Annotated in this window: 22 protein-coding genes and 3 tRNA genes; 15 read left to right on the top strand and 10 right to left on the bottom strand. The window is 64.0% G+C overall.

Features of this window, described 5'->3' with window-relative positions:
• The 8 genes from rpmF (at position 1) to J2X11_RS10830 (ending at position 6,128) form a co-directional block, all read left to right on the top strand.
• Positions 1 to 186: a 50S ribosomal protein L32 gene (gene rpmF, locus J2X11_RS10865; protein WP_309970647.1), complete on the top strand. Its 186-nt coding sequence runs from the start codon at positions 1 to 3 to the stop codon at positions 184 to 186.
• On the top strand, positions 141 to 908 hold the full coding sequence (rnc, locus tag J2X11_RS10860; RefSeq protein WP_309970643.1) for a ribonuclease III: 768 nt from the start codon (positions 141 to 143) through the stop codon (positions 906 to 908). The genes rpmF and rnc overlap by 46 nt, the downstream gene beginning before the upstream one ends.
• Complete coding sequence (gene mutM, locus J2X11_RS10855) at positions 901 to 1,767, top strand: bifunctional DNA-formamidopyrimidine glycosylase/DNA-(apurinic or apyrimidinic site) lyase (RefSeq protein ID WP_309970640.1); 867 nt, start codon at positions 901 to 903, stop codon at positions 1,765 to 1,767. Before rnc ends, mutM begins: the two co-directional genes overlap by 8 nt.
• A gap of 14 nt (positions 1,768 to 1,781) precedes the next feature.
• Complete coding sequence (locus J2X11_RS10850; RefSeq protein WP_309970636.1) at positions 1,782 to 2,252, top strand: GNAT family N-acetyltransferase; 471 nt, start codon at positions 1,782 to 1,784, stop codon at positions 2,250 to 2,252.
• Complete coding sequence (locus tag J2X11_RS10845; RefSeq protein WP_309970633.1) at positions 2,249 to 3,481, top strand: deoxyguanosinetriphosphate triphosphohydrolase; 1,233 nt, start codon at positions 2,249 to 2,251, stop codon at positions 3,479 to 3,481. The genes J2X11_RS10850 and J2X11_RS10845 overlap by 4 nt, the downstream gene beginning before the upstream one ends.
• A 41-nt stretch (positions 3,482 to 3,522) precedes the next feature.
• Positions 3,523 to 5,403, top strand: coding sequence for a DNA primase (dnaG, locus tag J2X11_RS10840; RefSeq protein WP_309970630.1), 1,881 nt, complete (start codon positions 3,523 to 3,525; stop codon positions 5,401 to 5,403).
• 71 nt (positions 5,404 to 5,474) lie between these two features.
• Complete coding sequence (locus tag J2X11_RS10835) at positions 5,475 to 6,065, top strand: sigma-70 family RNA polymerase sigma factor (RefSeq protein ID WP_309970627.1); 591 nt, start codon at positions 5,475 to 5,477, stop codon at positions 6,063 to 6,065.
• Positions 6,056 to 6,128 (top strand) — tRNA-Asn (locus J2X11_RS10830). The genes J2X11_RS10835 and J2X11_RS10830 overlap by 10 nt, the downstream gene beginning before the upstream one ends.
• A 50-nt stretch (positions 6,129 to 6,178) precedes the next feature.
• Here J2X11_RS10830 and J2X11_RS10825 read toward each other — a convergent pair.
• A complete protein-coding gene (locus J2X11_RS10825) occupies positions 6,179 to 6,739 on the bottom strand; it encodes an ester cyclase (protein WP_309970624.1) in 561 nt (186 codons plus the stop codon).
• Between the two features lies 1 nt (position 6,740).
• A complete protein-coding gene (locus J2X11_RS10820; protein WP_309970622.1) occupies positions 6,741 to 7,481 on the bottom strand; it encodes a PIG-L deacetylase family protein in 741 nt (246 codons plus the stop codon).
• Between the two features lie 27 nt (positions 7,482 to 7,508).
• Here J2X11_RS10820 and J2X11_RS10815 point away from each other — a divergent pair.
• A tRNA-Met gene (locus J2X11_RS10815) sits at positions 7,509 to 7,582 on the top strand.
• A gap of 24 nt (positions 7,583 to 7,606) precedes the next feature.
• Positions 7,607 to 8,035 (top strand): phosphatase domain-containing protein, encoded by a 429-nt coding sequence (locus J2X11_RS10810; RefSeq protein WP_309970620.1) that lies wholly within the window; start codon positions 7,607 to 7,609, stop codon positions 8,033 to 8,035.
• Here J2X11_RS10810 and J2X11_RS10805 read toward each other — a convergent pair.
• Positions 8,032 to 8,337, bottom strand: a complete 306-nt coding sequence (locus tag J2X11_RS10805) for a GNAT family N-acetyltransferase (RefSeq protein ID WP_309970618.1) — start codon at positions 8,335 to 8,337, stop codon at positions 8,032 to 8,034. The two genes, J2X11_RS10810 and J2X11_RS10805, sit on opposite strands and share 4 nt — an antisense overlap.
• Positions 8,338 to 8,450: 113 nt before the next feature.
• On the opposite strand from J2X11_RS10805, the gene J2X11_RS10800 reads away from it, so the two are divergent.
• Positions 8,451 to 8,960, top strand: coding sequence for a DUF3145 domain-containing protein (locus J2X11_RS10800; protein WP_309970616.1), 510 nt, complete (start codon positions 8,451 to 8,453; stop codon positions 8,958 to 8,960).
• Positions 8,961 to 9,120: 160 nt separating this feature from the next.
• Here the strand turns inward: J2X11_RS10800 and J2X11_RS10795 are convergent, their stop codons facing one another.
• Positions 9,121 to 9,981, bottom strand: coding sequence for an acyl carrier protein (locus J2X11_RS10795; RefSeq protein ID WP_309970614.1), 861 nt, complete (start codon positions 9,979 to 9,981; stop codon positions 9,121 to 9,123).
• A 90-nt stretch (positions 9,982 to 10,071) separates the two neighbouring features.
• Between J2X11_RS10795 and J2X11_RS10790 the strand changes: the two genes are divergently transcribed.
• Entirely contained in the window at positions 10,072 to 11,031 is a 960-nt protein-coding gene (locus tag J2X11_RS10790; RefSeq protein WP_309970611.1) for an alpha/beta fold hydrolase, read from the top strand.
• Here the strand turns inward: J2X11_RS10790 and J2X11_RS10785 are convergent.
• Positions 11,024 to 12,097, bottom strand: coding sequence for a phosphatase PAP2 family protein (locus tag J2X11_RS10785; protein WP_309970608.1), 1,074 nt, complete (start codon positions 12,095 to 12,097; stop codon positions 11,024 to 11,026). The two genes, J2X11_RS10790 and J2X11_RS10785, sit on opposite strands and share 8 nt — an antisense overlap.
• 62 nt (positions 12,098 to 12,159) lie before the next feature.
• Positions 12,160 to 14,916: a pyruvate dehydrogenase (acetyl-transferring), homodimeric type gene (gene aceE, locus J2X11_RS10780; protein WP_309970605.1), complete on the bottom strand. Its 2,757-nt coding sequence runs from the start codon at positions 14,914 to 14,916 to the stop codon at positions 12,160 to 12,162.
• 127 nt (positions 14,917 to 15,043) lie between these two features.
• Here aceE and J2X11_RS10775 point away from each other — a divergent pair, with 127 nt between their 5' ends.
• The 3 genes from J2X11_RS10775 (at position 15,044) to J2X11_RS10765 (ending at position 16,204) form a co-directional block, all read left to right on the top strand.
• On the top strand, positions 15,044 to 15,430 hold the full coding sequence (locus J2X11_RS10775; RefSeq protein WP_309970602.1) for a DUF3052 domain-containing protein: 387 nt from the start codon (positions 15,044 to 15,046) through the stop codon (positions 15,428 to 15,430).
• A gap of 79 nt (positions 15,431 to 15,509) precedes the next feature.
• On the top strand, positions 15,510 to 15,989 hold the full coding sequence (locus tag J2X11_RS10770) for a peroxiredoxin (RefSeq protein ID WP_309970599.1): 480 nt from the start codon (positions 15,510 to 15,512) through the stop codon (positions 15,987 to 15,989).
• Positions 15,990 to 16,130: 141 nt separating this feature from the next.
• Positions 16,131 to 16,204 (top strand) — tRNA-Val (locus J2X11_RS10765).
• A gap of 220 nt (positions 16,205 to 16,424) precedes the next feature.
• Here the strand turns inward: J2X11_RS10765 and J2X11_RS10760 are convergent.
• Genes J2X11_RS10760 through J2X11_RS10745 form a run of 4 tightly spaced genes read right to left on the bottom strand, consistent with a single transcriptional unit; the run spans position 16,425 to position 23,394 of the window.
• Complete coding sequence (locus tag J2X11_RS10760; protein ID WP_309970596.1) at positions 16,425 to 17,522, bottom strand: hypothetical protein; 1,098 nt, start codon at positions 17,520 to 17,522, stop codon at positions 16,425 to 16,427.
• A gap of 44 nt (positions 17,523 to 17,566) precedes the next feature.
• Complete coding sequence (locus J2X11_RS10755; RefSeq protein WP_309970593.1) at positions 17,567 to 18,664, bottom strand: hypothetical protein; 1,098 nt, start codon at positions 18,662 to 18,664, stop codon at positions 17,567 to 17,569.
• Positions 18,665 to 18,703: 39 nt separating this feature from the next.
• Positions 18,704 to 20,500, bottom strand: coding sequence for a YhgE/Pip family protein (locus J2X11_RS10750; RefSeq protein ID WP_309970590.1), 1,797 nt, complete (start codon positions 20,498 to 20,500; stop codon positions 18,704 to 18,706).
• On the bottom strand, positions 20,500 to 23,394 hold the full coding sequence (locus tag J2X11_RS10745) for an MMPL family transporter (RefSeq protein WP_309970587.1): 2,895 nt from the start codon (positions 23,392 to 23,394) through the stop codon (positions 20,500 to 20,502). The genes J2X11_RS10750 and J2X11_RS10745 overlap by 1 nt, the downstream gene beginning before the upstream one ends.
• Positions 23,395 to 23,419 lie beyond the last annotated feature (25 nt).

Below are 23,419 nucleotides of genomic sequence, written 5' to 3'. Positions count from 1 at the left end.
GTGGCAGTCCCGAAGAGGAAGATGTCGCGCAGCAACACGCGCCACCGTCGTTCGCAGTGGAAGACCACTGCAACGCAGATCGTTGATTGCGCCAACCCTGCCTGTGACTCCAAGGTGCAGCCGCACCACGCCTGCACCAAGTGCGGACAGTACGGAGCTCGCGGCGAGAGCCGCCAGGTTCTCTGATCCACCCCGACAAAACGGGGGCGTCAGTATCCACTGACGCACTCCGGGATGTCCTTGGAGTCCAGGATCTCGATCCCGGGCTCCTTCAGCATGCCCTGACGCACCGTTCGTTCGCGTACGAGAACGGTGGCGTCCCCAACAATGAGCGCCTTGAGTTCCTGGGCGACTCCGTGCTCGGTCTCGTCGTGACCGACACGCTTTTCACCAAGCACCCCGATCTGCCCGAAGGCCAGCTGGCCAAGCTACGCGCTGCGGTTGTCAGCGCGAAGGCCCTGGCTGTTGTCGCTCGTACGCTCGGCGTCGGCGACCACGTACGTCTCGGTCGCGGCGAAGAAGCCACCGGCGGTCGCGACAAGGCATCGATCCTGTCCGACACCGTCGAAGCGCTGCTTGGTGCGATCTACGTGCAGTTCGGCATCGAACGCTCCGCCGAGGTCATCCACCGCATCTTCGATCCGGTGATTGCCGATGCGGCCAAGCTCGGCGCTGGCCTCGACTGGAAGACCTCGCTCCAGGAGATCGCCGCCAACAACGATCTGGGCGTTCCTCAATACACGCTCGACGGCACGGGCCCCGATCACGACAAGACGTTCACCGCGAGCGTGAAGGTCGGCGAGCGAGTCTTTGAGGGCGGCATCGGTCCGTCCAAGAAGGAAGCCGAGCAGATGGTGGCCGAGATCGCCTGGCAGGCCATCACCCGCGACCTCGAAGCCAGTGCCTGAGCTTCCTGAAGTCGAGGTCGTGCGCCTCGGCATCACTGACCACGTCGTTGGTCGCACCATCTCGGCCGTCGAGGTCTTCGACGTGCGATCCGTACGCCGCCACCTTGCTGGACCGGCTGACTTCATTTCACGACTTGAAGGTCGTACGGTCGTCGGCGCTGCTCGACGCGGCAAGTACCTCTGGATGCAGCTCTCTGATCCTGATTTTGGGGCGAGCGACGCCGTGCTCTGCCATCTCGGGATGAGCGGCCAGTTCCTCATTGCCAATGCCGGCGACGAGCCGCCTCGCCACCTCCGCGTCTCGCTGGCGCTCGACAATGGTCGCGAGCTGCGTTTCGCTGACCAGCGCATCTTCGGCGGTATGTCCTTCAGCGAGGACGGTGCCGAGCTGCCGGACGAGATCGCCCACATCGCTCGCGATCCGCTCGACCCACTGTTTGATGCCGCTGCTTTTGCGGCTCGGCTCCGCAAGCGCGAGACCGGCGTTAAGCGCGCGATCCTCGATCAGACACTGATCTCCGGCGTCGGCAACATCTACGCCGACGAAGCGCTCTGGCGTACGCCGCTGCACTACGCCCGCAACACACGACACCTCAAGACGCGTGAGATCGAGGCGCTGCTGGGCCACATCACGCAGGTCATGCATGAGGCGCTCGAACAGGGCGGCACGTCATTCGATGCGCTGTACGTCAACGTCAACGGAACGAGTGGCTACTTCGATCGCTCGCTGCAGGCGTACGGGCAAGAGGGCAAGCCCTGCCAGCGCTGCGGCACCCGGATGCGCCGCGATGCATTCATGAACCGCTCGTCCTACTGGTGCCCGTCGTGTCAGCCGCGCCCGCGCAACGGCAAGTTCTAAGTACGCTGACCCCCGTGACCGTCACTCTGCAGCCGATGACTCCCGAGCGATTCGTCTCGTGGAACGAGCGGCTGGTCGTGGAGTACGCCAAGGAGAAGGTCGATTCGGGCAACTGGCCGGCCGAAGGTGCTTTGGAGCGCTCGGCAAAGGAGAACCAGCGGGATCTACCTCATGGTCTCGACACTCCTGGCCACGGCATCTTCGTGGGGCTTTCCGGCGGTGAAGAGGTCGGCGTGCTCTGGCTGTTCACCGATCCGGCGCTGAAGACGCCCGAGACGATGATCTACGACATCGAGATCGCTGAGGACCACCGCGGCAAGGGTCTCGGTCGCGAACTCCTGACAGCCGCGGAGGAGTGGTGTGCCGATCACAGCATCGGCCTGCTCAAGCTCCATGTGTTCGCAAAGAACACCACCGCGGTCAGCCTGTATGAGTCAGCAGGCTTTGAGGCCACCAACATCAACATGGCGAAGATCATCCGATGACCGACGCACCGTACGGCGACGAGGCGCGCGTTCGTTTTGTCGACGAGCCACCCAAGCGCGCAGGTCGTACGCCGTTTGAGCGCGATCGCGCTCGCGTCGTCCACTCGGCAGCATTGCGACGGCTCTCGGCCAAGACTCAGGTCATGGGCGCTGGCTTTGATGACTTCGTACGCAATCGGCTGACGCACTCGCTCGAGGTTGCCCAAGTCGCCCGAGAGCTGGGCAAGGCGCTCGGCTGCGATCCCGACATCGTGGACTCGGCGGCTCTCGCTCACGATCTCGGTCACCCGCCGTTCGGTCACAACGGCGAAGTTGCCCTCGACGAGGCTGCGCAGTCGTGTGGTGGCTTTGAGGGCAACGCCCAGACCCTCCGCATTCTCAGCCGACTCGAGTCGAAGGCGTTCGCGGCCGACGGTACGAGCGTCGGTCTCAACCTCACCCGCGCGACGCTGTCGGCCTGCGTGAAGTACCCGTGGGCGCGTGGCGAGGCGCCCGATGGCAGCGCGAAGTTTGGCGCGTACGCCGATGACCTACCTGTCTTCGAATGGTTGCGCGAAGGTGCTCCGGCGAAGCGCCGCCCGATCGAGGCGCAGGTCATGGATCTGGCGGACGACATCGCGTACTCAGTGCATGACGTCGAAGACGGAGTCGTCGGCGGCTGGTTCGCTCTCGGTACGGGCGAGCTCGACCGCGCAGCGATCCACGACGTGGCGCGCGACTGGTACGACACCGAGGCAACTGACGATCGACTCGATGCTGCTTCGCTGCGACTGCAGGAAATGCCGGAGTGGCCGACTTCCCGCTTTGACGGCAGTCGTGCCGAGGGAGCCGTGCTCAAAAGCCTGACCAGCGCACTGATCGGTCGGTTCGCCAACGCCGCTGAGCTCGCAACGAAGCAGCAATGGGGCGAAGGCCCGCTCATACGGTTCGACGCTGACCTCGAAGTGCCCACAGATACGCGCGACGAGATCACCGTGCTCAAGTCGATCGCGGCTCACTACGTCATGCGATCTGACGATCGGGTCGGTCCACAGGGCCGTCAGCGCGAGCTGCTCCATGCCCTCGTCGAGGTGCTGGATCGCGGTGAAGGACGCGACCTCGAGCCCGAGTTCGCGGCCGATTTCCAGCGCGCGACGGACGATGCTGGCCGGCGTCGAGCGCTCATCGACCAGGTCGCCAGCCTCACCGATGTGTCGGCCCGCGCGTGGGGTTTGCGTCTCCTCAACTGACCGCCGTATGAGTGTGGGTTCGGCCGACTAACATTCACCACATGCCAGGGCGGATCAAGGACGAGGACATTCAGATCGTCCGCGAGCGCGCCCGCATCGATGAGGTCATCGAGCAATACGTCACCCTCCGCAACGCCGGCGGCAACCGCATCGGTCTTTGCCCGTTCCACGACGAGAAGTCGCCGTCGTTCAACGTACGACCGGTGCAGGGGTTCTATCGCTGCTTCGGTTGCGACGCGTCCGGTGACGTCTACAAGTTCCTGATGGAGATCGAAGGCCTCACCTTCGTCGAAGCCGTCGAACGACTGGCCGCCAAGTACGGCATCACCCTCCGCTATGAAGACGGCGACGCCGGTCCTCGCCGCGATCCGCAGCAGCGCAATCGACTGCTCGAGGCGCACCGAGAAGCGGGCGCGTTCTACGCCGCCGCGCTGCAGTCATCGACGGACGCTGAGGTCGGCCGTCAGTTCGTGAAGGATCGAGGCTTCGACCAGGCTGCCGCCGAGGTCTTTGGTATGGGATTCGCGCCACGTGGGGGAGAGGCGCTCGTCGCCCACCTCAAAGGCAAGGGATTCACCGACGACGAGCTCACGATCGGTGGACTCGCAGCCAAGGGCAACCGCGGTCTCTATGACCGGTTCCGCGGTCGACTGCTCTGGCCGATCCGCGAGATGACCGGCGAGATCATCGGATTCGGCGCTCGCCGCATGTTCGACGACGACCGCGTCGAGGCGAAGTACCTCAACACCTCCGAGACACCGATCTACAAGAAGAGCCAGGTCCTCTACGGACTCGACATGGCCCGCAAGGCGATCTCGTCGTCGAGCCAGGCCGTCATCGTCGAGGGCTACACCGACGTCATGGCCTGCCACCAGGCTGGCGTGATGACGGCTGTCGCCACGTGCGGCACAGCGTTCGGCGAGGATCACGCCCGCGTGATGCGCCGCCTCATGCTTGATCACGATGCGTTCCACGGCGAAGTCATCTTCACGTTCGATGGTGACGAAGCCGGTCAGCGTGCGGCACTCAAGACGTTCAGTGGTGACCAGCAGTTCGTCGCGCAGACGTACGTAGCCGTCGAGCCGCGCGGCATGGATCCGTGCGATTTGCGTCTAGCCGACGGAGACGCTGCCGTACGCGAGCTCGTAGCGTCGCGCATCCCGCTCTACCGCTTCGTACTCGACAACATGCTCAGCAAGTACGACCTCGATCGAGGTGACCAGCGCGTCGACGCTGTACGCGAAGCGGTCTCGCTCGCATCGGCGATCCGTGACAAGTCCAAGGTCGATGAGCTTATGCGTGAGATCTCCGGACGAGTCGGTGTCGACATCGATCAGGTACGCGCCGAGCACCGCAAGCGCGCTGCGGCGCCCAAGCCCGCGCCAACGACCACCACGCGTCCGACCGAGCCAACCAGCGACATTCCGCCGGTTGAGGTTTCGAGCTTCGGCGGTCCGCAGTTCTTCGACGAGCGTGAGGCGCTCAAGGCGATCGTTCAGCACCCGCACCTGGCCAAGGAGCTTGCCCAGGGGCTCGACGCCAACGACTTCACCCACCCGATCTCGCAGGAGCTCTGGGGCTTCATCCAGGTCATGCCATGGCCCGATGCCCCCGATTCCAACTGGCTGCCCAAGCTGTCGGACTCGGTCGCCAGCGACGAACTCAAACGCGTACTCGCCGTTGCCGCGGTCGAGCCGATGCGCGCGGGGGAGAGCAACATGAGCTCCGTCGTCGAGTCGGTCATCCTGCGGCTCCAGCTGCTCACGACGGCTCGGCGGATCAATGAGGTCAAGTCCAAGCTGCAGCGCACCAACCCGATCGACGAGGCCGAGCCCTACAACCGAATGTTCGGTGAGCTCATCGCCCTCGAGCAGCAGCACCGCACGCTGCGTGACCGCTCGATCGGCATCCCCACCCTCTAGAGCGTCAGGCGACGTCCACAGCCCGTACGCGGGCTTCCCAGCAGCGGTCGCGGGCGGCCGAGGCTGGCGTCATGGACGCCTTCATCAAGAGCCTGCTCGCCCAACCACAGCTCGCTGCAGCGGACGAGCAGTCGTTGGCGCGACGGGCCCGAGATGGCGATCCCGAGGCTCGAGACACGCTCATCACCGCTGGCATGCGGGCCGTGGCGCTACGCGCGATGCTTCACGGATTCAGGGGCGACGAGATGCGCGACGCCGTGCAGTCCGGCGCGCTCGGCCTGATCCGCGCTGTCGACCGCTTCGATCCTGATTGCGGCACGCGTTTGTCGACGTACGCCTGGCACTGGATCGGCTCAGCCATGAAGCAGGCGCGCCGCGACGATCCGCTCAATGCCGCCGACGAACCGTTCGTCGAGGACGCGATCGGTGACGGTCACGAACTCCTCCTGGGTCTTCCCGACGAGCTCGCCGAAGTGCTCCGTCTGCGCTACGGATTGGGCGCCGCAGATGCTGCTCCGATGACGCTCAGTGAAGTCGCGCACACCTGCAGCCTGACGGTCGCGCAAGTCAGGCAACGCGAGGCGAAGGCGATGCGGCATCTGCGCGTGGGACTTGCTAAGGTTGTGCACCGTGCTCCACACCGTGGGGCCGATCCCCTGTAGCTCAATTGGCAGAGCAGCCGACTGTTAATCGGCAGGTTATTGGTTCGAGTCCAATCGGGGGAGCAAGACAGCAACGGCGCCGAAGATTCGGCGCCGTTTCGTCATTCCCAGGCCTAGGTGTCGAGGTCCGGTGCTGTCGTGTTGACGAGACGAGGGTCGGGCTCTGAGCCCGACATCGTCAGCATGCCGAGGAGAGCTCGGACGAGCTTCATGAGGTCACGCGGATCCTTCTTGTTCAATCCGCCCACGACTTGCTTGAGGACCGAGAGCTGATCGAAATAGATGCGCTCCGTGATGAGGCGTTCGTCCTCATCGAAGATGAAGAAGGCCGTGATCCTCGTGCGGTGCTTGCCACCGGTGGCGGGGATCTTGCCCAACGGACCGAGGTGGGTGCCCAGCAGCCAGAACTCGACGATGACGGAGTCCGCGCTGTGGCGGATCTCGATGATCTCGTGGTTCTGGTCGGGGAATGCGACTCGTGTGTCGCGGTAGTAGTCACGAACCTCGGTGTCACCATCGTGGACGACCATCATCGGAATCAGCTCGTAGTGCGGATGTGGGAACGTCGACAGGGTTGCGTCCCAGTCGTGCGCGACCTCGTCATGGAAGTGGTCGAGGACGAGCTTCTCTCGTGCTCGAAGGACGGTCTCGTTCGGGATCGCAAATCGGTTCATGTCATTCGCCCCAGGACATTGAGAAGACTTCGAATGGTGCTGCGTGCGTGACGCCGAGGCGTGATCCGGTCGGACGCGACATACCTTCGAGGAACTCGGCAGGATCGAAGTGCTCCCAGCCGAGACCGTCGATGTACGCCTTGTGAGCCATCAGGGATGCGACGCCTCGGTCGAAGGTCTCGGTTGTGTCGACTCCGTGCTTGCTGTCTGGTGAGCCCGCCGCCCAGACCTGCTTCACGCCGCCCCACGGCTCGACGCCGTCGATGAGCTGCTCGGAGAAGATCCAGCGGTTGCCGGCGTCGCTGACGGCATTGAGTGACGCCTTGCCCACTGCGATGTGATCAGCCTGGTTGGGCATCGAGCCGCCCCAAGTCTCGCGGAAGTTGTTGGTGATCACGATCTCGGGCTTGTGTTTGCGGATGACCTCGGCGATGACACGCCGCAGCGGTACGCCGTACTCGACGATTCCGTCGGGGAGGCCGAGGAACTCGACAACCTCGACGCCAACGATCTTGCCGGACTCAATCTGCTCGCCGATGCGCACTTCACGCGCTTGATCAGGCGTCATGCCGTCGATCCCGGCCTCGCCACTGGTGACCATGCAATAGACGACGGCCTTGCCTTGATCGGTCCAACGGGCGACTGCAGCAGCGGCACCGAACTCGACGTCATCGGGGTGGGCAACGACAACGAGAGCGGTCTCCCAGCTCTCATCGACAGGTTCAAGGGGAAGAGGGTCCATCCGGCTAGGCTAAGCCCGCATTCCCTTGGGGAGGTAGCTCAGCTGGTTAGAGCAGGGGACTCATAATCCCTGGGTCGCGGGTTCGAGCCCCGCCCTCCCTACTTGAACGTGACAGGAGGGCGTACGTGCGCGACGCGGTGATCTTCGACATGGACGGCACGCTGTGCGACACCTCGAGTATTGAGCACCTGATCGAGGGCGACGAGAAGGACTTCTGGGCCTTCCACGCTGCCTCTGCCGACTGCCCGCCTCATTCGGACGTGGTCGACGCCGTCAAGAAGGAACACAAGGCTGGCCGAGCGATCCTCGTGGTCACGTCGCGCGAGTTCCAGTGGCGTGACACGACGCTGACGTGGCTGACCAAGCACGACGTACCGCATGACGCGGTCTACATGCGGATCGTCGGCGACTACCGCAAGGACGTCCTGATCAAGACCGACATCCTCGAGCAGATCAAGGCTGACGGATTCAACGTCGTCGCGGCGTGGGACGACAAGCCCGCCGTGCTCGACCTGTGGCGTGAGAACGGCATCGACGTCCACCCGGTGGGCTAGAGACCGAAGACGGGGCGTTCTTCTTCTCGTACGAGGTCGGTGAGTTCGGGGTCATCGCGGATGACGCGAGCCACGAATCGGCAGTAGGGAAGCACAGTTCCGCCACGCTCGGCGATCTGTGCGAGAGCACCGCGTACGAGCTCATGGCCCAGGCCATTTCCCTCGTAGTGCGGGTAGATGCGGGTGTGTGGAACCTTGTACTCGTCGCCGTGCTTGCTGTATTCGACGTATCCCGCGAGCTCACCGTCGACCTCGATCTCGAAGCGGGACCGCTCGGGGGCGTCCTGGACAGTCGTCGCCATTCGACATTCCTCTCGGGACAAATGTTGTCCCTGGTCGCTGCAATGCGTCACAATGGTCGCAGGTGCTCCCAAGACGCTGGGGAAGGCGACACTAGGGAGGCACCCAAATGAACATGTCTTCGCCGACCACCCCGACCCGGGGTGTGCTTTTCGTGCACTCAGCTCCGTCTGCGCTGTGCCCTCACGTCGAGTGGGCTGCTGCTGGCGTACTCGGCGGAACTCCCGACATCGCCTGGGTGCCTCAGCTCGCCGATCCCGGTACGTACCGCGCCGAGCTGTCCTGGCAGGCCGAGGCCGGTACGGGTGCCGCACTCGCCTCAGCCCTTCGTGGCTGGGAGAAGCTTCGCTTCGAGGTCACCGAGGAGCCGACCGCACGCTCCGAAGGCGCGCGCTTCTCGTACACGCCGAAGCTCGGCATCTTCCACGCACTGACTGGGTTGCACGGCGACATCCTGATCCCGGAGGACCGCATCAAGGCCTTCCGGGTCAAGACCGCCCTCGGCGAGATCACGATGGACGAAGCCCTCGACGGTCTCCTGGGCGCTGCCTGGGATGCCGAGCTGGAACCGTTCCGTCACGCCGGCGACGGCGCTCCCGTCCGCTGGCTCCACAAGGTCATCTAGGGCATCTCTCCCAATTCGATGGTCGGCTCGCGCGGCCCCGCATCCCGTCTGGCGGCGTTATCGTCGTCGCCGCACAACCCCGGTGCGACTCCCTCCTCTGCCTTGCCATCCGGGCGCGGATGCCACGCTCCCTGATCGACCACCAATTGAGAGAGACGCCCTAGCCGATTTCGACCGCGACCGAGGGCGAGGACTTGCCCGACTCCTCGTGGAACAGGCGGAACTCACGCCTGCCCGTACGCGACGTGTAGATCTCTGTCGCGTACCTGCCGCCTGCCTTGGTCTGGGTGTCGACCGGGAAGTCATCCCAGTCGCTACCGGGATCCTTGACCTGCACCTGAAGTGTCGCGCCAGCCCCAAGCTCCGGGAAGGCGCCCTCAAGTCGGAACCGTTCGCCGGGAGAGACCCGAGTACTGGAGACCACGAGCGTCGGATCCTCGGTCGGCTCGCCGTCTGTCTCAACAGGGGCCGGGGTTGTCGTAGCAGTTGTGGTGGGCGCGTCGGGCGTCGTGACGCTGAGCGGTGGCAGGTTGGCAGCGCCCAAGCCAGTCGCACCGATCACGGCCGCGCTGCCCAGACCGATGAACACACCCAGCCCTGCGCCGATGATTGCCATCCACGTTGCGAACCGACCGGCAACGCGGACCTTCTCGCTGTCGAGGTGCTCGCGAGCCGGTGCAGCGTCGTACGACCGTACGGGCGCTGGCTCAGGCGTCGAAACTCGCGGCACTGGGGGAGCGAGCTTGGCGGGTACGGCTGGCGGGCGCGAGCCCTGAGGCGCGCCATCGTGATGGACGACGGCGTTGACAGCGCTCTTGACGGTCGTGAAGCCGTCGATCGCCTCATCGGACAGATAGACGTTGAAGCGTCGCCCGAGTTCCTCGCCGATCTCGATCATCGTGATCGAGTCGACGCCCAGATCCTTGAGCTTGGCGTCGAGTTGAACAGCCTCAGGTTCACACCCCTGCACTGCGGCCAGGATGTCGGCGAGTTCTGCGAGTACGTCTTTGGGAGCCGGCACGCCCCGAGTCTATGTCGCGTGTGGAGAGTCACGTACGCATCTATCGGGGTTCACCGTTTGGATGCTCCCTGGCCACCTTAGGATGAGGCGATGGAGACGCTTGGCGAAGTCCAATACCTCACCGTTCACGGTTACCGTCGCGCGTTCCGCATATCCGGATCTGGCCCCGCCCTGCTGCTTCTGCACGGGCTCGGCTGTGACTCGTCGACTTGGGTTGACGTCATCCCGGCGCTGTCGAAGCAGTTCACGGTTATCGCTCCTGACCTGCTCGGTCACGGCGAGTCCGACAAGCCCAACGCTGACTACTCGCTCGGCGGCTACGCCAACGGTATGCGTGACCTGCTGACTGTCCTTGGCATCGACAAGGTGACCGTCGTCGGTCACAGCTTCGGTGGCGGTGTGGCGATGCAGTTCGCCTATCAGTTCCCCGACCGCACCGAGCGCGTGATCCTGGTCTCGACCGGTGGCCTCGGCAAGGAAGTCACTCCACTCATTCGCTTCCTCACGGTGCCGGGCAGCGGTGCAGTGCTGGCGGCGGCGACGTTCAAGCCGTGGCGCCCCGTCGTTGCGGGCGCCTTGCGAACCCTGGCCAAGTCACCGCTCAGCGCCACCCGCGACCTCGACGAAGTCGCTCGCATCTACGAGACTCTCGGCGATCCGGCGCAGCGTACGGCCGTGCAGCGCGTCACCAGCCATGTCCTCAACTGGCGCGGCCAGTTCGTCACCATGACCGATCGCAGCTACCTGGCGCGACTGATGCCGGTGCTCGTCGTATGGGGCCGCCAGGACATGGTCATCCCGTCAGCGCACGCCGACATGGCACCCACGCACGAGATGTCTGACGTCCACGTCTTTGAAGATTCGGGCCACTTCCCGCACAAGGATCACCCGAAGGACTTCGTACGTATCGTGACGAAGTTCATCGCTGACAACGAGCCGGCTCACTATCACAGGGGCAAGTGGCGCGCGCTGCTGCGCCGTGGCGACCAGTTCGAGCTCGAGAGCGTTCCGACCGGAGCCGAAGCGGCCGCTCAGCCCGCGATCAGCTAACTGATTCTGCGGCCGGTTCTGGATCGGCGATGTCGGCCTTTGAGGCGATCTCGGCCTCACGCGCCGGACTTCGTCGCCGTCGCCCGCGATTGCCTGAGGCCCAGGCGCCGATCGAGACCGACAGCCAGCCGATGAACAGACCCGCGACATCGTCCGGGATGTAGTGCCAACCGAAGTAGATCGTGGCGAGGATCGTCATGACCAAGAACGCCCAGGCGAGCACGCGGATCGCGAGCTTCTGGCCGGTGCGCTCGAAGAAGATGCACGCTGTCACGACGACTGACACGTGCAGCGAAGCGAAGCCGGCGATGCCGTACGTCGAGCTGCCCCCCGGATCTTCCTTGAAGCCCGCCCCAGCTCTGAACAATGAGCGTTGCAGTGCCGTCACGCCTGTGACCGGGAGGTCTTGGAACATCGACGACTGCGCGAACGCCGGACCGAGAGTCGGCAGCGAGTAGTAGCTCACGACGCCGAGCACCCAGTTGAGGCTCAACGCAGTGGCGTACCAGGCGCCAAGCGAGAGGTCCTTGCCCCACACCAGGAACGCACCGAGCGTCAGCGGGATGAGCGGCAGGTAGGCCACGTATGCCGTGGCAAGCACCTGTGCGGCGACATCAGTGCCGAGGAAGTTGTGTAGCACCTCAGCAGGGTTGTGCTGGAAGAACAGGTAGTGGTCGAACCGCAGCATGTCGCGGTCGTACAGGACACCTTCGCGGATCAGCGGGAGATCGCTCTTGAGGTTGCGGTAACTGACGTAACAGACGTAGAAGGTGATGAGTCCGGTCGCGATGTAGCCAACGCGCTTGAGGCTCCAGTCCGCCTTGATGATGTCGCGGAATGCTCCCACGACTCCACCGAATCCTTTGCGCCAGCCGCGGCGAATCGCCACGGGGATGACGCCGACTGCGAAGAACAGCAGTCCGATCACGGGGAGACGTACGTAGGCGGGCCCGAGGAATCCGTCAGGGTCTCGCAACTTCACGTCGAGTCGTTGTGAAGCGATGATCGCGGTGACGCCTACGACGATGGAAAGGCACACGCCAAAGGTGTAGGGCCAACGTCGCATGCAGTTCATCCTAGGGGTGGATCCTTAAGGGGAGATGAGGGCCATCTCCCCGTAAGACGCTCCTAGGCGTCTCCGCCTTCCTGCGGCACTCCGGTCACGGCAGTCGGGTCGTCGATGCGGAACCGCGTGAACGCGTCACGTGCAGTCTCAGGCGCGACCAGGCCGCGATGAGCGAGGCTCTGCAGGACGCTGACGACGATTGACTCGGCGTCGACCTGGAACGTTCGACGTGCTGCGGCACGGGTGTCCGCGAAGCCGAAGCCATCAGTTCCGAGTGACTGCCACGGACCAGGCACCCAACGGGCGATCTGATCAGGCACGGCGCGCATGTAGTCGCTGACGGCGACTGTCACGGCGGACGTGTCCATCAACTTGACCGTCACGTAGGGCATACGGCTGTACTCGCCGGGGTTGTTGAGGTTCCAACGCTCGGCCTCGACGGCGTCCCGCGCGAGCTCGTTCCACGACGTCACAGACCACACGTCGGCAGGTACGCCGTACTCGGTCGCGAGGATCTCCTGAGCCTTGAGCGCCCACGGCACTGCGACGCCGGACGCCATGATGCGCGCGGTTGATTCGCCGCTCAGTGCCTTGCGGTAGAGGTACGTGCCTTTGAGCAGTCCTTCGACGTCGAGGTCAGCCGGCTGCGGTGGTTGTACGTACGCCTCGTTGTAGACCGTCAGGTAGAAGATGATGTCTTCGCCGTGCGGCTTGGCGTCCGTTGTGCCGTACATGCGCTCAAGGCCGTACTGCATGATGTGGCTGATCTCGAAGCCGAACGCCGGGTCGTAGTGCACGACCGCGGGGTTGGTCTGCGCGATCAGTGGCGAGTGACCGTCAGCGTGCTGCAGACCTTCGCCGGTGAGCGTCGTACGACCCGCAGTGGCGCCAATCAGGAATCCGCGCGCCAGCTGGTCAGCCATGGCCCAGATCGAGTCGGCGGTCCGCTGGAAGCCGAACATCGAATAGAACATGTAGATCGGGATCATCGGCTCGCCATGCGTCGCGTACGCGCTGCCTGCGGCCGTGGCTGACGCCATGGCGCCGGCCTCGCTGATGCCCTCGTGGAGGAGCTGGCCCTGCTTGGACTCCTTGTAGGCGAGGAGCAGCTTGCGGTCGACGGCGTCGTACGTCTGGCCAGCCGGGTTGTAGATCTTGGCCGACGGGAACATCGAGTCCATGCCGAAGGTGCGGTACTCGTCAGGCGCGATCGGCACGATGCGCTGTCCGATCTCGGGGTCCTTCATCAGATCGCGCAGAAGACGTACGAAAGCCATCGTCGTCGCGATCTGTTGCTTGCCCGAGCCCTTCTTGAGCTCGTCGTACATCGAGTCCTCGGGCAGCTTCACGCTGACCGGGCTGACGACGCGCTTGGGCAGCGATCCGCCAAGAGCATCGCGGCGGGCCTTCATGTACTGGATCTCTTCGCTGTCGTCGCCCGGGTGATAGAACGGCGCGATGTCGGAGCCGTCGATCTGCTCGTCGGAGATCGGAATGTTGAGGCGATCGCGGAAGCCCTTGAGGTCGTCCTTGGTCAGCTTCTTCATCTGGTGGGTCGCGTTGCGGCCCTGGAACGACTCGAGGAGCCAGCCCTTGATGGTGTGCGCGAGGATCACGGTCGGCTGGCCGGTGTGCTTCTGTGCAGCCTCGAACGCGGCGTAGACCTTGCGGTAGTCGTGGCCACCGCGGGGGAGACGCTCGATCTCTTCGTCCGAGAGGTGCTCGACCATCTTCTGCAGGCGCGGGTCGGGGCCGAAGAAGTTCTCGCGGTTGTAGGCACCCGACTCCACCGACAGCGTCTGGAACTCGCCGTCGGGGGTGCGGTTCATCTGGTTGACGAGAGCGCCGTCGGTGTCGCGGGCGAGCAAGTCGTCCCACTCGCGACCCCATACGACCTTGATGACGTTCCAGCCGGCGCCGCGGAAGTAGGACTCCAGCTCCTGGATGATCTTGCCGTTGCCGCGTACGGGGCCGTCGAGCTGCTGCAGGTTGCAGTTGATGACGAACGTCAGGTTGTCGAGCTCTTCGCGAGCTGCGACACCGATCGCGCCGAGCGACTCGACCTCGCCCATCTCGCCATCGCCAAGGAACGCCCATACGTGCTGCTGGCTGGTGTCCTTGATGCCGCGGTTGTGGAGATAGCGGTTGAAGCGCGCTTGGTAGATCGCGTTGATGGCGCCGAGGCCCATCGAGACCGTGGGGAACTCCCAGTAGTCCGACATGAGGCGAGGGTGCGGGTAGGACGAGAGGCCTTTGCCTTCACCGTGCGAGCGCTCCTGGCGGAACCGGTCGAGCTGTTCTTCGTCGAGCCGGCCTTCAAGGAACGAGCGCGCGTAGATGCCGGGCGCTGCGTGGCCTTGGTAGTAGAGGTGGTCGCCACCGCCAGGGTGGTTCTTGCCACGGAAGAAGTGGTTGAAGCCGACCTCGTAGAGGCTGGCTGCTGACTGGTACGTCGCGATGTGGCCACCGACGCCGAGGCCCGGGCGGTTGGCGCGTGAAACCATGACGGCTGCGTTCCAACGGATGTAGGAGCGGATGCGGCGTTCGATCGCTTCGTTGCCGGGGAACCAGGGTTCGCGCTCGGGCGGGATCGTATTGATGAAGTCAGTGCTGCGCAGCGCAGGCACGCCGACGTTCTGCTCGCGGGCACGTTCGAGGAGCTTGAGCATCACGTACCGGGCGCGGCTACGTCCGCCGCTTTCGATCATCTCGTCGAGCGAGCTGACCCATTCCGCCGTCTCTTCAGGGTCGATGTCAGGGAGCTGCGTCGGCAGGCCCTCGTGGATGACGGGCGGACGTTCCTGGCCGGTAGGCGACATGCTCACTCCCTTGGTGTCTTGTGGACCCCTCCATCATTCCACCCTCGGTTCGCTACTGTGATACCGGCAACAGGGCAGACAAACCTACTTTTCAGTAGGTTTTCAACGAACGTAGGGAGACATCGCGGTGGACGCGGGCAAGTTGGGCTTCGGTCCTGACACCGTCATCCAGGAGCTTGGCTGGGATGAGGACGTCGACGAGGAGCTCCGTGTCGAGATCGAGCGTCACACCGGAAACAACCTGGTCGACGGCGACGTCGGCGATGTGGTTGACGGAGTCATTCTCTGGTGGCGCGATGGGGACGGCGACCTGGTCGACGAGCTCGTCGGATCGCTGCAAGACCTCGTTGAGGGCGGCTCCGTATGGCTGCTGACTCCCAAGATCGGACGGCCCGGCTATGTGCCCGGCGCTGACGTCGTAGAGGCTGCCCCAATCGCGGGTCTGTCGACCACGACGACTTCGTCTGCGTCAGCCGAATGGGCCGCGACTCGCCTCACCGCTCACAAGCGGTGAAGCTGAGCGAGCTCTGCGAGCGAACGCTGAGCCGGGTTGAGCGTGCCACGCCGAAGGCGTCAGGAAAGTCGAAACACTCGTGACGTCACTCGAGAACGCAACCATCGAGATCGGTGACGTCGCTCCCGACTTCACCCTGAAGAACCAGCATGGCGAGGAGATCTCGCTGTCGTCGTTCCGCGGCGAGAAGAACGTCGTGCTCGTGTTCTTCCCGTTCGCGTTCAGTGGCATCTGTACGGGCGAGCTGTGCGAGATCCGCGACAACCTCGGTGACTTCGCCGAGCTCGATGCCGAGATCTTGGCCGTTTCCTGCGATCACTTCTTCTCCAACCGAGCGTTCGCGGATCGTGATGGATACGAGTTCTCGTTGCTCAGCGACTTCTGGCCGCATGGCGATGTTTCTCGCTCGTATGGCGCGTTCAACGAGGGTGCGGGCGCCCCGAATCGGGGTACGTATGTGATTGATCGCGAAGGTCTGCTGCGCTGGAAGATCGTTCAGGGGATCGGCGAGCCACGGAACCTCAATGACGTTCGTGAAGTTCTTGCGGATATTTCCTGAATTCTTGGTCAATTTGGCTGCGCAGCAAGTCTCGGATGCGGTTTGATATTGCTGCTGCGGCTGCCAGGGACCCGAGACCTTGGCAGCCGCTTCATTTTCTTGATCGGCGTAGGTCTGCGGTAATGTTCCGCTGGTTCCCGAGGGCGAATAGCTCAGTTGGTTAGAGCATCCGGTTTACACCCGGGAGGTCGGGGGTTCGAGTCCCTCTTCGCCCACCGAAGGACAGGGCTCCCCACCTGAGTGCTAGGTGAGGAGCCCTTAGTCATTCTGGGAGCCCTGCCCTTCGGTGAATCCAAGCGAGTACTCGAGTCGGGCCCCACCACCGACCGTACGCAGGCGCGGCGCAGCCGCCACGTCGTACGGCCTTGACGAGGGATCCCTCTTCGCCCACTTCGATGGTGAGGCCGGCTGTCCTTTGGCCGGTGTCACCATCAATCATTTTTCGTGGCCAGCTTTTTGGAGCATCCCCAGGAGAACCTCGGTGATGTCGTCGTGCCCCGGCTGGCGGCGCACGAAGTTGTAGATTTCGCGGGCCTGGGCGACCTTGCGCGGCCGCAACGTTTTCGAGGCAAGCAGCTCGAGGTCGAGTGGCTCATGGAACGTGGGGAAGCTGTCCAGACGGTCAATCGAGGCGAGGCACGCCATGGTGCGTAGGCATTTGAGGCAGCGGCAGCAGTTCATGTCGGTGAACTTCTCGTAACAGACGCGAAGGTGTCTTTGGGCAACAGGATTGTCGGCGAACAGTTGGGCCTTCACCGATCGACCGACTTCGGCTCCGTCATGCTCGACGGTGAGCCTGTCGGTGGTCCACTGCTCATCGAGCAAGGGGTGAGAACCCCACTTTTGACCGGTCGCGTACGTGTGCGTGGCGGGAATCAGGATCCGGTCCAGGATTGGGGAGAACAGCGTCGCCAAGGTGGCGAGAGCCGCGCCGTGAGCTTCGCTTCCCCAGCGGGTGTCCTCGGCCAAGAACTTGCGGATCGTGGTCCTGGCGGTCAGGAGTCGAACTCCGCTTTCGGCCGCGACATCCTCAAGGAGCGCGTTGGTACGCGCGATGGCCTCCCTTTCGCGAAGGGGGACATCGATGCCGAAGCCGTAGACGATCGCTCCGATGCGATCAGCGTTCTTGGTCAACGTGTGGAAGGAGTCGACACCGCCGGTGAAGAACGCGCCGGTGATCTTCTGTGGAGACCCCAGTCGGCGACGGGTTCGTTCGGCGGGAGGCGCGTGCACCTCGACCTGCTTCATTCGATGCGGGTACCAGGTCGACAAGATGTCCTGAACGCGTGCAATCGAGGCGGCCCGCTCTGAGATCGGGTCCGTGAGCTCCAGATCCTCACCACGGCGTTTCGCCACGACCAACATGGTCGGCAGCCACAGATCGCCCTTGTTCGTCTTCACGAACGGAATGTCGGGAGACGTCACAAACGTGAGCACTCGACGGCTGCCGTCGGTGAAAGTCACCTTCACCTTGGTGCGGTGTCGACCGTCCTCAAGAACGTCCTGCCGCGTTCGACCGACCTTCATCGTCACGGGTAGAAAGATAGACCACGGCGTCCTGGCGACTTCTGAACCGCCTACACCGTGGGCTTTTCGAGCAGATCCCAAAGGATCTTCTTGATGTCGTCGTGGCCTGGCTGTCGCCGGACGAAGTCGTAGAGATTGCGCACGTTGGTGACGTCATTTCCCCGGCGGCGCATCACGTAGGCAGCCATCAGTTCGAGGTCGAGTGGCTCGTGGAAGGTCGGGAAGTCGTCGAGGCGGTCAATCGCTGCGAGGCCCGCCATGGTGCGCTGACACTTGAGGCAGCGGCAGCAGTTCATGTCCGCGAACTTCATGTAACAGACGCGGAGATTCCGCTGGGCAACTGGATTGTCGGCGATCACTTGAGCCTTCCAGGGACGGCCGGCTTCCGAGCCGTCGTGCTCGACGGCAAGACGGTCTGTCGACCACAGGCCATCGAGCATGGGGTGTGACCCCCATTTGGGAGCGTTCGAGTACGTGTGGGACGCAGGGACGAGGATCCGGTCGACAATCGGAGAGAACAGAGTCGCGAGAGAGGCGAGAGCCGCGCCGTGGGCCTCGCTACCCCAGCGGGTGTCCGGTTGCAGGAACTTGCGGATCGTTGTCCTCGCGGTCAAGAGTCGCACCCCGCTTTCGGCCGCGACATCCTCAAGCAGTGCGTTGGTGCGTTCGACGGCCTCGATCTCGCGGAGTGGCACGTCAATGCCGAAGCCGTAGACGATCGCTCCGATGCGATCAGCGTTCTTGGTCAGGGTGTAGAAGGAGTCCACGCCGCCGGTGAAGAACGTGCCAGTGATCCTCTTCGGTGACCCCAGTCGGCGGCGGTTTCGCTCGGCGGGAGGCGCGTGCACCTCGACTCGCTTCATCCGCTGCGGGTACCAGGTCGACAAGATGTCCTGAATGCGGGTGATTGAGGCAGCTCGTTCGGAGATTGGGTCCGTGAGCTCCAGATCCTCACCACGGCGTTTGGCCACCATCAACATGGTTGGCAGCCACAGATCGCCCTTGTTCGTCTTCACGAACGGAATGTTGGGTGACGTCACAAACGTGAGGACTCGACGGGTGCCGTCGGTGAACGTCACCTTCGCCCTTGTGCGGTGTCGTCCGTCCTCAAGAACGTCCTGCCGCGTCCGACCGACCTTCATTGTCACGGTCTGAAACTAGGGGATCGAGTCTCTACCCGCCATAGTTCATGCTGCGCTGATCTGTACCTGCGTCACAGTGACGGTGCGCTCTCGATGAGCTGCGATCGAGGTCGCGATGAGGCCCAGCACCAGCCATACGGAGAGCGCGATGATCGGGGCAGTAATGCCGGCTCCGCCGGTCTGGGCCCCGCGAAGACCGTCGATTGCCGGATTCAGCGGCGAGAGGGTGCGCACGGCTTCGAACAGGTTGGGAAGGCTGCCCGCTGGCTGGCTCGGATCAGACATCGAGGCTTGAACGAACAGCCAGGCCGCTCCGGCGAAGGTGCCGCCGCGTCCGAACAGAGCCACCAGGGCCTGGACGATCGCCGTGAAGCTCCAAGCAGCGACGAACGCGACCAAGGTGAATTGGACCGGCCGCTCGACACCGAGCCGATCGGTCAGGGCGAACACCCCGAGCAGGGCGACAACCTGGCTGCCAGCGAGCAGCAGAGCGGGAAGGTAGCCGGCGAACGTTGCTCGCCATCCGGGTAGTGCTGCCGCAAGGGCGCGAGCCGCGAGCGGGGTGAGCAGGATGAACGTGGCGAGTGCGCCAAGGAACAGCGCAACTGCCAGGACAAACGGAATGCGGGCCTGGGTCGCGGAATCGACAGCATTGATCTTTTCGGTCTCGGCTGTCACTGGGGCCGCTACGACCTTGCTGAGCTGGGCCCGTTCGCCGGCGCTGTAGTTCGGCACCTGCTTGGCGCCGTCGGCGAGTCCGTCCGCGAGCTTGTTCGATCCACCCGCGAGCAGTCTTGCGCCGGCAGAAGCCTGCGAAATCGCGTCGGCGAGCAGCGGAACCTGACCTGCGAGCTGGCGAGTGCCATCGTGCAGTTGTCCGGTGCCGTCTGCGAGCTCAGCGGTGCCACCCTTCAGTGTTCCGATACCACCGTCGAGCTTCGCCGTACCGCCAGCGAGCTGCTTGGCTCCGTCGCGAGCTTGTGCGACGCCGTCGCAGTAGGCCTGGAACAGGATCAGTCCGGGGCACTTCGCGACGAGTTGGTCCATACCCGAGGCGAGCTGCGCTGAGCCGCTCTTGAGCTGGGCGCTGCCGTCCTTGAGTTTGGCGACTCCACTGTCGAGCTGCTGGACTCCGTCGTCGAGCTGAGCCACACCGGAGTCGAGCTTCTTGGCATCGGCAGGGAAGCTCGCAGTCTTCTGATTGAGCAGCGCCAGGCCGTCGCTGAGTTGCTGGGCTCCGTCATCGAGTTGACCAGCACCATCGGCTGCCTTGCCGACGGAGGACTTGATGGTGCCGAAGCCGACATACAAATTGTCGAGGTACGTCGTGGTGACGAATCCGTTGAGCGTCGAGGTGGTGGCCTTCCCGACGACGCGGGCGATCTGACCGTTGAGGTAGCTCGTGGTGTCGTTCGTTTCGATGCTCAGCGTCCCCTGCTCGGGGTTCTTGCCTGCGGTCGAGATGGCGGAGGCCGAGAGGTTCTCGGGGATCGTCAGCACGGCGCCGTACGTGCCGTCTTTCAGTCCCGCGGCCGCGTCCTTGCTGTGGGTGATGACCCAGTCGAAGTTGTCGGTGGAGGTGTCTCCGGCGAGCTGGCCAGCAAGCAGTCGCCCGACCGCCACAGGCATCTCGTTGCCTTTGAGGTCCTTGGTCGTCACGATCTTGTCGTTGTTGACGATGGCGGCCCGGACGGTGCTGACGTCGTCACCCGCGTCGGTCAACGTCTGAAGCAGCCCGGCCAGTAGCGGCACGACCATGACCGTCAGGAGCGCGATGCGCGTACGGCGTGCGCGAGTCAGCCGGGCGAGCTCGAACCAGGGGAGGGAGCGGGAGGTGAACATCAGTGAGCCATTTCGTGGTGGGGGAGTCTGGCGGGCAGCTCGACGATGTCGACGTGCTCGACGTCGTGAGGACCCTCGGCGGCATACGTGACGCTGGCGATGACGCTGGGACCTTCGATGCCAGTGAGAGCGCCGACAGTCGACCAGAACAGCTGGATCTGGCTCGGCGAACGCAGGTCGTCGACGTCGGGAATGATCACGATGTCGGGGTTCGAGGTCAGTGAGAGCGCAACTCCCAAGGTCAGGCGTTCGAGGTCTGACAAGTACGCGACGCGGTCGTTCCTGCGCAGAGGCAGCGGGTCGCCGGCGCGCGCCCAGGCATAGGCGTCGAACAGGGCGGAGTTGATTCCGGTGATGACCTCGTCGATGCGTGACTTGGCGATCCAGGCTCGCAGGGTGCCGACGGAGAGCTGCTGGGCAACGTGCTCGCCCACGGTCATCTGCGGGTCGAGGTCATTGATGCCGGTGAACTCGGCCAGCTGTACGCGTGCACGTACGTGCCCGGCCTCGTACGGGAGGAGATGGTCGGCGACACGCATCTGTCCGTCGGCGAACGGGAGGCGGCCGGCGAGAGTCAGCAGTAGCGCGTTCTTGACTCCGCGGTCTTGACCGGTGACGAGCATCCAGCGCCCGCGCTCGAGGCGCAGGTCGAGCGGAGCGCGATCGATGTCGTACGGGGCAGCGAGGACAAGTCGTTCGGCGGTCAAGACGACGTCGGCCCGATCGGCCGGCCACGTCGCCTGGGTCAGTCGTGCACGCAGTCCTTCGCCTTCAACGTCGACGTGGGGGAGCCAGCGGTCGATCGATGCGGGCAGCCACCAAGCTCGAGCGCCGAAGAGTTGCAGCGCGGCCGGCACGACGATCATCCGCACCAGGAAGGCGTCCACGAAGACACCGACGGCGAGGCCCAGGGCTACTGGCTTGATCGAGGGGTCTCCATCCGGAACGAAGGCGGCGAACACGGCGAACATGATCGCGGCCGCAGCCGTGACCACCCGACCGCTGGAGACGAAGCCACGCTCGATCGATCCGGAAGCGTCCTGAGTTCGCGCGAACTCCTCCTTCATACGGGAGACGAGGAAGACTTCGTAGTCCATCGCGAGGCCGAACAGGACGCCCATCAGGACAATCGGCAAGAAGCTGATGACGGGTCCGGTGTGTTCGACGTTGAGCAGGCCGTTGAGCCAGCCCTCGTTGAACACCAGCGCGACTGCGCCCAGCGAGGCGCCGAGCGACAACAAGTAGCCCAAGGTCGCCTTGAGTGGCACGAGGATCGACCGGAACACCGCCATGAGCAGGAGCAGCGACAAGCCGACGACGAGGATGCCGAATGGCAGCAGCGCACTCTTGAGTCGAGACGAGATGTCGATCTGGATCGAGGTGGCTCCGGTGACCGTGGTGCGTACGCCGTGCTTCTTCTCGATCGCAGGCCCGGCTGCCCGGATGCGCTCGACGAGGTCCTCGGTCTTCACGTCGGAGCCGCCGGTGGTCGGCACGATCTCGAGGACAGCGGTGTCGGCATTCGGGTTGGGCGTCGCCAGGATGATCGCCTCGACGCCATCCATCTTCTCGATGTCCGCCTTGAGTCCGGCGACAAGTCCGAGGGGGTCTGTGCTGTCGACGATGTTGGCCTCGACCAGCAGGGGGGCGTTGAAGCCCGGACCGAATCGCTCGGTGACGAGGTCAAATGCCTTGCGCTGGGTCGTGGACGTGGGCGCTATGCCGTTGTCGTCGAGGGCCAGCAGAAGACCTCGAGCGGGGAGTGCCATGAAGCCGAGGGCGACCACGACGAGCGCGATCGTCGCAACCGGTCTGCGAGTGACCGCCCGAACCCAGCGGTGGGCGAACCGCGCTCTGGCAGCACTTTCGGTGGCGCGAGCTGAGGGAGTCAGGCGAGTGCCGGCGAAACCGATGAACGCCGGAAGGAGAGTGAGTGCGACGAGCACCGCGACGACCACGGCGCCTCCGGCCACGACCCCCATGGCTGTGAGGAACGGAATGTTGGCGACCGAGAGACCGACCAGCGCGATCATGACGGTTGCGCCGGCAAAGATCACGGCGGACCCGGCGGTCGCAATGGCGCGGGCGGTGGACTCTTCCTCGTCGATGCCCTGGGCGAGCTCTTCGCGGTAGCGACTGATGATGAACAACGCATAGTCGATGCCGACCGCGAGACCGATCATCAACGCGAGCAATGGCGTAGCGCTCGACAGTGTGAGAACTGAGGTGGCGGCAAACGTGATGCTCATCGTGACGCCGACACCGACCATTGCCGTGACGAGGGGAATCATGGCGCCGCTGATGCTGCCCAAGAACAGAAGCAATACGACGAACGTGATGGCGACACCGACGGCCTCGGTGGGGGTGAGCTTGGGCCCGGTGTTGGTGAACGCCACACCGCCGAACTCCGCGGTGAATCCTGCATCGCGAAGGGGTGTGGCCTTGGCCTCGAGTTTGGTCAGCATCGCGGGGGTGATGTCACCGAACCCGTCGATGAACTGCACCTGAGCCATGGCAGCTCGATCATCCTTGGCGATCGAACGGTCGATCAGTGGGCTGTACGGCGAGAGGGTGCTTTCGATGAAATCGAGCTTGTCGATCGTCTTCAAGGTGCGTGCGACATCGGCTTTGATCTCGGGATCGGAGAAGGTCGCACCCTTGGGAGCCACCATCACCAGCTGAGCGGAGGCGCCGCTGAGTTGAGGGAACGTGCGCTCGAGGGTGTCGAGGGAGGCCTGCGACTCCGTACCGGGGATGTCGAACGAGTTGCGGGTGCCCTCGGAGAAGGCACCCATCAGGGCGCCGGAGCCGATCAGTAGGACGAGCCAGAACGCCAGTACGCGTCGTCGGTGCACGAACGACCATCGGCCGAGGGAGTACAGGAGTGACGACACACGCTCACGATACGTTTCTGTATTG

It is taken from the genome of Aeromicrobium panaciterrae, from assembly GCF_031457275.1.
In the GTDB taxonomy this organism is placed as follows: Bacteria; Actinomycetota; Actinomycetes; order Propionibacteriales; family Nocardioidaceae; genus Aeromicrobium; species Aeromicrobium panaciterrae_A.
Note: the sequence above shows the minus strand (reverse complement) of the source record. Positions and strands in the feature narration are given on the sequence as shown.